Annotated in this window: 11 protein-coding genes; 4 read left to right on the top strand and 7 right to left on the bottom strand. The window is 36.7% G+C overall.

From position 1 onward, the window contains the following. Positions 1-254 precede the first annotated feature (254 nt). Positions 255-500 carry a hypothetical protein gene (locus V7150_RS11600; RefSeq protein WP_335517903.1) on the top strand — a complete coding sequence of 82 codons (246 nt, stop codon included), beginning with the start codon at positions 255-257 and terminating at the stop codon, positions 498-500. Positions 501-538: 38 nt separating this feature from the next. Here the strand turns inward: V7150_RS11600 and qoxD are convergent, their stop codons facing one another. The 4 genes from qoxD to qoxA all read right to left on the bottom strand — a co-directional run bounded on the left by qoxD (position 539) and on the right by qoxA (position 4,357). Then, positions 539-823 carry a cytochrome aa3 quinol oxidase subunit IV gene (qoxD, locus tag V7150_RS11605; RefSeq protein ID WP_335517906.1) on the bottom strand — a complete coding sequence of 95 codons (285 nt, stop codon included), beginning with the start codon at positions 821-823 and terminating at the stop codon, positions 539-541. Between the two features lie 2 nt (positions 824-825). Next, positions 826-1,422, bottom strand: coding sequence for a cytochrome aa3 quinol oxidase subunit III (qoxC, locus tag V7150_RS11610; protein WP_335517907.1), 597 nt, complete (start codon positions 1,420-1,422; stop codon positions 826-828). Between the two features lie 3 nt (positions 1,423-1,425). Then, entirely contained in the window at positions 1,426-3,369 is a 1,944-nt protein-coding gene (qoxB, locus tag V7150_RS11615) for a cytochrome aa3 quinol oxidase subunit I (protein WP_335517911.1), read from the bottom strand. Positions 3,370-3,439: 70 nt separating this feature from the next. Further along, on the bottom strand, positions 3,440-4,357 hold the full coding sequence (gene qoxA / locus V7150_RS11620) for a cytochrome aa3 quinol oxidase subunit II (RefSeq protein ID WP_335517915.1): 918 nt from the start codon (positions 4,355-4,357) through the stop codon (positions 3,440-3,442). A 624-nt stretch (positions 4,358-4,981) separates the two neighbouring features. Between qoxA and V7150_RS11625 the strand changes: the two genes are divergently transcribed. The 3 genes from V7150_RS11625 to V7150_RS11635 all read left to right on the top strand — a co-directional run bounded on the left by V7150_RS11625 (position 4,982) and on the right by V7150_RS11635 (position 8,025). After that, the gene (locus tag V7150_RS11625) at positions 4,982-5,431 is read left to right on the top strand and encodes a S1 domain-containing RNA-binding protein (protein WP_335517917.1); all 450 of its coding nucleotides are present in this window, start codon (positions 4,982-4,984) and stop codon (positions 5,429-5,431) included. A gap of 209 nt (positions 5,432-5,640) precedes the next feature. Further along, positions 5,641-6,465, top strand: coding sequence for an HAD family hydrolase (locus V7150_RS11630; protein WP_335517920.1), 825 nt, complete (start codon positions 5,641-5,643; stop codon positions 6,463-6,465). A 222-nt stretch (positions 6,466-6,687) separates the two neighbouring features. Then, positions 6,688-8,025, top strand: coding sequence for an APC family permease (locus tag V7150_RS11635; protein ID WP_335517923.1), 1,338 nt, complete (start codon positions 6,688-6,690; stop codon positions 8,023-8,025). A gap of 85 nt (positions 8,026-8,110) precedes the next feature. Here the strand turns inward: V7150_RS11635 and V7150_RS11640 are convergent, their stop codons facing one another. The 3 genes from V7150_RS11640 to V7150_RS11650 all read right to left on the bottom strand — a co-directional run bounded on the left by V7150_RS11640 (position 8,111) and on the right by V7150_RS11650 (position 10,162). After that, positions 8,111-8,278 (bottom strand): hypothetical protein, encoded by a 168-nt coding sequence (locus tag V7150_RS11640; RefSeq protein ID WP_335517926.1) that lies wholly within the window; start codon positions 8,276-8,278, stop codon positions 8,111-8,113. Between the two features lie 108 nt (positions 8,279-8,386). Further along, positions 8,387-9,313 carry an ABC transporter permease subunit gene (locus V7150_RS11645; RefSeq protein ID WP_335517929.1) on the bottom strand — a complete coding sequence of 309 codons (927 nt, stop codon included), beginning with the start codon at positions 9,311-9,313 and terminating at the stop codon, positions 8,387-8,389. Then, complete coding sequence (locus V7150_RS11650; RefSeq protein ID WP_335517932.1) at positions 9,314-10,162, bottom strand: ABC transporter permease subunit; 849 nt, start codon at positions 10,160-10,162, stop codon at positions 9,314-9,316. Positions 10,163-10,446 lie beyond the last annotated feature (284 nt).

Consider the following 10,446-nt stretch of genomic DNA (forward strand, 5'->3'; position numbering starts at 1 on the left):
TTCTAATTTGATTTAGTTTGCTCAAATTTTCTTTTTGATAATAGCTGATTAACATCAAAAACATCCTCTCCATATTATATACTTCTTATATTCTTTCCCACTGTTTGAGTATGCCTTTTGTTAGGTACATTTTTTTATGATTTTAACAAAAAGGGAGCTCAATGCACATTTAGAATTTTTTTCAACCATTATTTAAAAATAATTTTGACAATTTTGTGAACAAGAGGAATAATATAAAAGAGGAGTTGAGAAATATGGATTTAAATGCAAAAATCTTGAATACGGTAAAGGTCTCCGGCGGCATTTTACTAACAATTGGAATTTTAACTTTTTTCTACAGTTACTTCGTAAACGGTTACAGTAATTTAACTGGCATTTCCATTGGGATTATTATGGGGGCCGTTTTCATCTTTCTCATGGGAGTATTTTTCGTCGCAACTGAAGAAATGCTGAAAACAGCAGAAAAAGGAGTTCAATTAGTACCGACTAAAAAAAAATAGGAGCGTCATGACAATTGACGCTCCTTTTCGTTTCCCTATTAAATGTAACCCCAAATCATACTTAATAATGTACCGAATACTGTAACCAAAGCGATAATGAGTCCGTAATAGATGTTCGTGTAGATAGCTCCCCTGTCCTCTGTTTCACCTGCGTGCATGAAAATTACCAGCTGTACGGCTGCTTGAATGAAGGCAGTGACTAGGAGAATGGTCATGCCAGTTGCAATAGACATGTCTAAAAAATAAACGGCCAGTGCAATGGTAGTAAGGAGTAATGAAAAGACAAAACCCATTACCTGCTTCATCGGGAATAACTCTTTCATGTTTACATCATTCCTTTCAGGTAGACGAAGCTGAAAATAAAGATCCAAACTACATCTAAGAAATGCCAGTAAAGCGAGAAAATAAATGATTTATTGGCTGTTTCAGGGGTCAACCCGCGCTTTTTTACTTGCAAAATGATAAATAATCCCCAAAATAAGCCAAATGTTACGTGCGCTCCATGCGTGCCTAATGTAGTTAAAAGAATCGCTGTAAATGCACTGGTTTGCAGTCCTGCACCAATGTGTACATAATGAACAAACTCAAATATTTCAAAACCCAAGAACCCAAGACCTAAGATGAGTGTAATAGTAAAGAATGTTAGCATCGCTTTCTTATTGCCTAACCGCATCGCGTGGATGCCAAGACCTATGGTAAAACTACTAGTTAATAGCAGAATGGTTTCAATTAAGACCGGAGTGATTTCGAAAATCTCTGCGCCAGTCGGGCCGCTTCCCGTACGGTCCACTAATATAAAATAGGCTGAAAAAAGCGTTGCAAAAAGCATAATTTCCGCACCAAGGAAAATCCAAAAGCCCAATATTTTATTACTATTTTCTTCCGTACTATATTCAAGCGGCAGCGAGTTATCAATTTTCATTTCTTAAGCACCTCGCAAATTATTTTCTGTCTCTTCGATTTCTGCTACGGTAATGTAATGGCCATGATCTTTCTCAAATGAACGGTAAGCCATACAAACGAAAATTCCGATGGTTGTTAGAATAAGCGGAATCCATAGGCTGAATACAAAGGAGAATCCCCAAACGAAAAAGATACAACTCAAAATGAACGGTACACCACTGTTATTTGGCATATGAATTTTTTCATATTCACCTTGGAATAACTCATGACCATGTTTCTTCGCATCCCAGAATGCTTCAGATGATTTCACTTGCGGCAAAATGGCGAAATTATATTCTGGTACCGGAGTATGTGTTGCCCATTCTAAAGAACGTGCATCCCATGGATCAGAAGCAATATCCCTTGAAGCGTAGCGTGTGCTGTAGTAGATGTTGTATACGATTAACGCAAAACCTACAGCTAGTCCAGCAGCTCCGATAAACGAAACCATATTCCATGGTCCAAATCCAGTTGATTCAGAGTAAGTGTACATCCGACGTGCCTGCCCATCTAAGCCTGAGAAAAACATTGGGACGAATGCTAAAAGAGTGCTTGTGGCAATGATCCATGCCGACAATTTCCCGATTTTTTCATTCAACATGTATCCAAACATTTTTGGCCAATAGAACGTAAGTCCGGCAAGCATGGCAAATACAACACCAGGAATAATAACCATATGGAAGTGAGCGACTAAGAACATTGTGTTATGGTACTGATAGTCCGCAGCAGACATTCCAAGCATAACCCCTGTTACTCCGCCAATCGTGAAGGTTGGAATAAATAATAAAGAATACAGCATTGGTGTCGTAATCTCTATTTTTCCTTTCCAAAGCGTGAACAACCAGTTAAACAGTTTCACCCCTGTCGGTACAGCAATTGCCATAGTGGTAATGGAGAAAATACTGTTCGTCAGTGCACCTTGACCCATTGTAAAGAAATGGTGTGTCCAGACTAAGAATGAGAGAAGTGAAATAATCACCATAGAGCCAACCATTGATTTATACCCATAGAGATTTCTACGAGCAAACGTCGAGATGACTTCACTATAAATCCCGAATGCCGGTAAAATTAAGATATATACCTCAGGATGTCCCCAAACCCAGAAGAAGTTTGCCCAAAGCATATCCATACCGCCATTAGTTGTTGTAAAGAAGTGAGTTCCAAACAAACGATCCATTGTTCCCATTGCCAGTAAAACTGTTAATACTGGGAATGCGAAAACGATGATCGCATTTGTTACTAAGGAAGCCCAAGTAAACATTGGCATTTTCATCAATTTCATCCCAGGTGCTCTCATTTTAAGTATGGTTGTGATAAAATTTATCCCTGTCATTAATGTCCCAAGGCCAGCAATCTGAATTGCAATCATGTAATAATTCGATCCTACTGATTCACTAAATTCGGTTCCTGCCAGAGGGAAATACGATGTCCAGCCTGCATCAGGTGACCCGCCGATAACGAAAGAAATATTAAAAAGCATTGCGCCCATGAAGAATAACCAGAAACTAAGGGCATTTAAGCGTGGGAACGCTACATCACGTGCCCCTATTTGTAATGGCACAACAAAGTTCATTAAGGCCATAATGAATGGCATCGCCATAAAGATGATCATAACAATTCCGTGTGTTGTGAAAATTTCATTATAATGCTGGGCATCAAGCAGCTTGTTATCAGGTACAGCCAGCTGCGCCCGCATCATTATCGCGTCTACCCCACCGCGGAATAACATTAAAAGAGCAGATATTAAATACATAATTCCGATCCGTTTATGATCAACGGTCGTTAACCATTCCCGCCATAGATAACCCCATTTTTTAAAATAGGTTAAGCCGGCAATAATGGCGATAACAGTTAGTCCAATGGCAACCATCGATGCGTAAATTGCAGGACTTGCATGTGGTATGGCAAAACGATCAAAGAAATCCATCTAATTATAACTCCTTTCCAGAGATATATTACTTATCAGCAATAACTAGTAATTATTAAACTCGAAAATATTATTGGTGATGATGTTCTGATTCAGAACTAGTTTCACTAGAATTATCATGCTTTTCCGTTTTAGAAGAATGGCTTGACCCATGGTTGTGTCCACCATTTTCCCCTTCTGGCGGCGGCAAAAATTCTAAATGCGTCCCAGTGTATGTGGACTGCCCCAGGTGGCCTGGTTCCAAAAGTTTAGCAAATTTTTCTTCTGTAAGTGGTTTAGCAGTTTTCTTAACCTCTTTGACCCAATCATCATATTTATCTTCAGACATAGCTTTGACATTGAATGTATTTTCAGCAAAGCCCTTTCCACTAAAGTTTGCATTTCGGCCCATGTATTCACCTGGAACATCTGCCGCTAAGTGAAGTGTGTTGACCATGTCAGACATTGCGTATTTTTGTCCTCCAAGCTGTGGAATCCAGAAACTGGTGATTGGTCCATAAGAATAAAGTTTAAATTCAATTGGACGATCTGTTGGAATATACAAATAATTAACCGTTTCTATATTTTCTTCAGGATAACTAAAATGCCATTTCCAATTTGAAGAGGAAGCGTAAATAATTAATGGTTCTTTATCTCCGTATCCCTTCGGTGTGGCCTCAACTATATTGTTACTTTGAACAGACACAATTGAAAGAAAAATTACAATTAATACTGGAATTCCAACACAAATCGTTTCAACCCAAATATTTCCTTCAATGTGGGGAGGTTCATAATCTTTACTTTGTTTAGAAGCACGGTATTTTGTTAACATAAATATCAGAATAGCAAAAACAACAAGGACTATGAACGACATGATTCCGATAGACAACATGATGTCCTTGGCTTGTGTTTCAGCTTGCGGCCCTTTTGGATCCAAGACCATTAATGGTTCGCAACCTGTTAGCACAGTGGCTATAGTAAAAATAAGCGTCAATAAAACCCATTTCATTATTTTTTTATTCCCCTTTCTATTATTCTAGAAAACCAATAGCATTTTTTATTTAGCAACCCTGTGATTAAAATCACACCTTTGCTATATCTTAATATCTAATCAGAGGAAAAGACACACATTCGTAGAATATGTCACCGAATGTTCATAATCCCTTTTTCAATAGAAAAATATAGAGCAAATCATTGGCTTTTTGGATGAGGATTTACTATTATATATGGTTTCGGTGTACAGTTACACCTCGAATATGGTTGAAATTAACAATCTATAGAAAGAAATAGGAATATAATTTTATATACATATGGGATCATAGCTTTAGAATAACGACGAATCAAAGTTTGGATTTTAAGTAATCAAATGATAATTTTTTAATATATCAGAATAACAAAAGGTACTTCACATTCGAGGGTACCTGTTTGATAGTGTTTATAATAATACTTAGAAATCAGGTAAAAAGGAGTAGATGAAATTCTCTAGTTCAGTTAATCTTTTTAAAAGTAAAATGATTAACCCCTGATAGAGTCCATTTGCAGCCAACCTTCAAAAATAATGGTGATATTCTTTTTCGAAAATATTTGTTATAATAAAGTGTCTTTAACATTATTGAGGGGGAACTATATTTCAATGTCAGTCGAAGTAGGCAGTAAAGTACAAGGTAAAGTAACAGGTATCACTAATTTTGGAGCATTCGTAGAATTACCGGATGGCTCAACAGGCCTAGTGCATATTAGTGAGGTTGCAGACAGCTATGTAAAAGATGTGAATGATCATCTCAAAATAGGCGACCAAGTCGAAGTAAAAGTAATTAGTGAGAAGGACGGAAAAACTGCCTTATCCATCAAAAAAGCGATCGAAAGACCTGAGGGACAAACCTCTTCTTATTCACAACGCCCACCACGTCAAGGAAGGTCGGATAACCGTTCTAAAGACTTTCGTTCAAAGGGAAATTTCAAACCGAAGGAAAGTTTTGAAGATAAAATGAATAAGTTTTTGAAGTCAAGTGAAGAGAATTTATCAAGCCTTAAGCGTAACACCGAGTCAAAACGTGGCGGCCGAGGCGGAAGACGCGGATAACTACTGCGTTTTATAGATCTCAATATAAATTTAGGCAAGCCTATATAAACAGGCTTGCCTTTTACGTTAGGATTAAACGTTTTAAAAAAATTTTACCATGTGAATCAATGCTGTACGGAACTCATTCATCATAATTTTGGCAGACCTCTAAGCAGATAAATCTGATATAGTAGTCAATAAGATTGTATGGAAAGGAATTATCACAAACCATGAAATGTTTATCTATTGATTTAGATGGTACGTTATTAAACTCAGAGCATGAAATTTCTGAAGAGAATGTAAAAGCCTTAAACGAACTTCAAAATCACGGTCATTGCCTAATTTTGAACACTGGTAGAGCGTACGCAGATGTAATTAAATTAAAGGCGGTTCAAAATATGGAGGTTCCTATTTTTTGTATCAATGGTTCTGTCTTATACTCAAAAACTAGAGAACTACTGTATGAAGCGACTTTATCTATTACAACTTATAAGGAAATATTCTCAATTTTAAAAGGATTGGGTGTGGGAATTCTCGTTTATACAAATCATGGCGGCTTTCCTTCCACCTTGCCCCCATTACATGGGAAAACGAATCAAGAACTTGAACGCCTTTTTCAAAAATTCAATTATGATGAAATTCTTGAAAAAGACAATCTAAAAATCTATAAACTAATTGCTTTGGTTCACCATGACAACCAAGAAAAAATAGCAGAAGTGAAAGCCGCATTATCAGGTAAATTTGCTATTTCAATGGCTTCCTCTTTCCCAAATAATGTGGAAATTACTTCAAGCGAAGCCCATAAAGGTAAGGCTTTATTACGTTTTCAGGATATGATGAATCTAACCTTTGATGAAATTATTGCTTTTGGAGACGGCGGCAACGACCTTGCCCAATTTGAAGTAGCGACTACTTCAGTAGCGATGGAAAACGCACCGCTCCATGTCAAGCAAAAAGCCGATATCATCACGAAGAGCAATGATGAAGATGGTTTTGCCTATGCAGTACGTCACCTATTATCATTACTAAAAAATGAAGAGGTTTCTGCCAATTAACAAATGAGCCGTTTGCATCAGATACCTGATAATAGGCAAACTAGATTTGCGGAAATGAATAAGTTGATGATGAAAGCTTCCATAATAGTGTGGAGGCTTTTTCTTTTCTAAATAGAATCATTTTCCTTCTTCTCAACTGTTTAAACTATTAAAAAAAAATCTTCACAATGAATAAAAATTCATATAGAATAATTTTCATGCTACATAGAGGAGGAATTTTCGGTGGAGTCATCACGAGGTACTTTAAAACGATCGCTTGGGGTAGTTCCAATAGTATTTCTGGGTTTGGCCTATATGTCACCATTTGCGGTTTTCGATACATTTGGGGTTGTATCAAATGAAACACATGGGCATGTCCCGGCCTCATACATTTTAATTACAATTGCGATATTATTTACTGCATTGAGCTATGGAAAAATGGTAAAAATTTTTCCTGAAGCAGGATCCGCCTATACATACACAAAGAAAACGATGAACCCGCAACTGGGTTTCTTGGTCGGCTGGTCGGCATTGCTAGATTACTTGTTTTTACCGATGATCAATGCTTTGTTAGCAGGAATCTATTTATCAGCAAGCTTTCCAAGTGTTCCTGCCTGGGTTTGGATCCTTGGGTTAATTTTAACCATCACCATAATGAATATTTCCGGAGTCAAAATTGCTGTGAATGCCAATATGCTGTTTGTTTTATTTCAATTACTCGTTGCCATATTATTTGTTGTTTTAACCATTCGTACGATCAACGGAGATGTAAATTCAGGATTCACATTAAATCCTTTCTATTCAGAAGATATCAAACTAAGTCTATTATTTTCGGGTGGTTCGATTTTAGCACTTTCCTTTCTTGGCTTTGATGCAGTCACCACTTTAGCTGAGGAGACCATCAGCCCTGAGAAGAATATTCCAAAAGGCATCTTTTTGATTGCCTTGATTGGCGGTATTTTTTTCATCATGGTGACGTATTTCATGCAAAGTCTATATCCAGACGTCTCTGTATTCAATGATATCGAAGGTGCCTCACCTGAAATTGCGAAGCATATTGGAGGCATCCTCTTTCAATCTATTTTTACCAGTGGTGCGCTTGTGTCCGTTCTAGCATCTGGGCTTGCTTCTCAAATGAGTGCATCGAGGTTAATGTTTGCGATGGGAAGAGATGGTGTTCTACCAAGAAAATGGTTCGGCTACCTTGATAAAAAAACGCAAACACCAATTTTCAATCTGATCTTTATCGGTCTATTGTCACTAAGTGCACTATTTTTGGATTTGGTTGTTGCGACATCGCTAATTAATTTTGGTGCGTTTACCGCTTTTTCGTTTGTGAACCTTTCCGTTATTATGTATTATGTTAAAAATAAACAAATGATGAAACGAACCAGCTTCATTGGCTATGTTATTTTTCCTATTATCGGACTTGCCTTCTTGGTTTATCTATGGTTCAGTCTCGATCAATTAGCAATAATAATTGGACTTTCCTGGTTTGCCATTGGGTTTGGCCTGCTTCTTTGGATTACAAAAGGATTTAAGGTTAAGCCGCCTGAATATCAATTTGTCGAGAATAATTAAATCTTTTTCACAGAAAAACGAGCCCCCAAAATTGGTTAGGCTCGTTTTTATTATGTAAACATTAGATATGGGATTGTGCACTCAGCTAATACTTTGTTAACAGCTTCATGATTTCTTTTTTTCGATGTTTATCTTTTATTCTCGTTAAATCAAGAGCAACTTCAAAACCTTTATGCTTAGACCTTAAAACTTCCCTAATCGCATTTTTGATACTTGCCTCATCGTCTGTAACGACGATTACATTCCGCAGCATCGTCTTTCTCCCCCTAATAGCTTGGTTAAAAATTTGAACAATGAATTTGCTTCCCATTTATCTCATAACATGCCTATTCTAATAGATTCATAGTATTCTCTAACCTATTTATTTTTTAGCTTGATTATTTGCTTTGCTTTGAAAATATGCTTTCACAGAATCGTTGATGAGTGCCACACTAATGGCTGTTAACACAAAAAAGATAATAGGAACCAAAATTATCCATTGATCTGAAAATAGATAACTAATACTGTCACCTATGACTCCAGACCATTCATATGAAATCGACCGTGGCGGATCATTCGAATCGCCATAGGCAATGAATGAACCACCAAAGAAAAGTTTCATAAAACCAAGATGAGCCAAAAGCTGCAGGGCTTGAATAAATTGTTGCCCAAAAAGCAAAATCCACTTTTCATAAACATGTGGAACGATATGTTTGAAGAAGATGCTTATCTTACTAGCCCCAAGTATTTTTGCGGCCTCAATAAATGGTTCTCTTTCTACCTGTCTCATTTCATCCGAAAGCTGAATCGTGAGGTTCGGAATGGCAATAATTACTAAAATGGCCGTTTCAAATAATGCCCGCTGCCAAAAAGGATTTGGAAACCCATCAATCGGCATCCATAACACACTGACAAGGATAAAAAACGCAATAATTGTTTGCGGAACGACTGAAAATGGTTCAAAAATGCTTTTCATAACGGAGTATATTCTTGGTTTTAATGAATAGATGAAGGCGCTCAATATGATCGATAAAACCATCCTTAGAATGGCTACAATAAGGGTAATACCAATGGTGTATTTCGCCCCTGCTATCATCATCTGCCCGAGATCATATCCTAATTTATCAGACCCAAGTAGAAATACCGTAAATGGTGGGTATGGAGGTGCATCCAAGAGATTTCCACTTTTATCTGTAATAAACCTTATCTGCTCTATTTCCCCGTTATTAATGATACTCCAGGAAAAAAGGGTAACCAGAAATAGTACACTAACAACAAATCTTTTTCTCTTTAATAAAAAAATAGCCATCTACCCAATATCCTTTCTGTTGTCAAAGCTGATCCATTCATATATTCGGTAGAGAATAAAAAATGGAACAAAGATCAAAATGCAGCCGATAATAAATGGATCCCTGCCGGTTAACATCACACGGAGCAAGCCATTCATATTAAACAAGTAATCAACCACCAATAATGTTGAAAGCATCGACCAGAAAATAGTTTTTGAGGTTCCAAACATGCCATCAGCGATATTTCTGAGGACATGGAGATTTAAAATATAGGGGAAAGTTAAGCCTTTTGCTTTAGCTAAAGTAATATACTGTTTCTCCAATTCTTCCTCAATATAATGAATAAAGACTTTTGTAATGTAAAAGCTAATTGGAATACTTACGCTAATCACCGGTAACAAAAAAGCCTTTTCCCTAACAGAAACAACTTGAGCAAGCTTGATTCCGGTTTTTTGATAAATCAGAATGACTACCATTTGTAATAACAGAATAAGCATTAAATCCGGGATAGATTCTAGTAACTCAAGTAGATATTTAATTGCTTTTAATCTTTTTCGGAAAACGATAAGTGATAAATATGTAATGAGAAAAGCAATCAAACAAGCTGTTACAATGCCTAAACCAAGTATTTTCATAGACTCAAAGTACCGATCGAAAATAAACGGAAATAACGAATTTTTGCCATCTGCTGTAAAAAAATCTCCTAAAGTAAAGACCTTTACATTTAACTCAAGGATGGCATGAAAATATTCCTTTATATGAATAGTTAAATTCGCAAATAAAACAGGAAAGGCAGCGATCAGGATAAGCACTTCCACACCGATGATACACTGCAAAAATAGGGAAACAAGTTTTTTTACCACGGTCATAGGTACGTCCTCTTCATAATAATAATTGTTTTTTTAATAAAATAAATAGTCAGTAAATTTATTATACCTATTTCTCTCTCATTTGGCTATTGTTTCCTGCAAATGTCCTATTTACGTGCTTCTACATTGAATACCTTTCATTCGCTTTTTTTATTGAAACAGGCTCCCATAACCTCTATTGGTACCTTTTCTCTCATTCTTTCATAGAAACGGGCTCTTATAACCTCTATTAGAACCCTTTCTCTCGCTTTTTTCATAGAAACAGGTTCCAATAACCTCTATTG

It is taken from the genome of Neobacillus drentensis (assembly GCF_036965245.1).
In the GTDB taxonomy this organism is placed as follows: domain Bacteria; phylum Bacillota; class Bacilli; order Bacillales; family Cytobacillaceae; genus Neobacillus; species Neobacillus drentensis_G.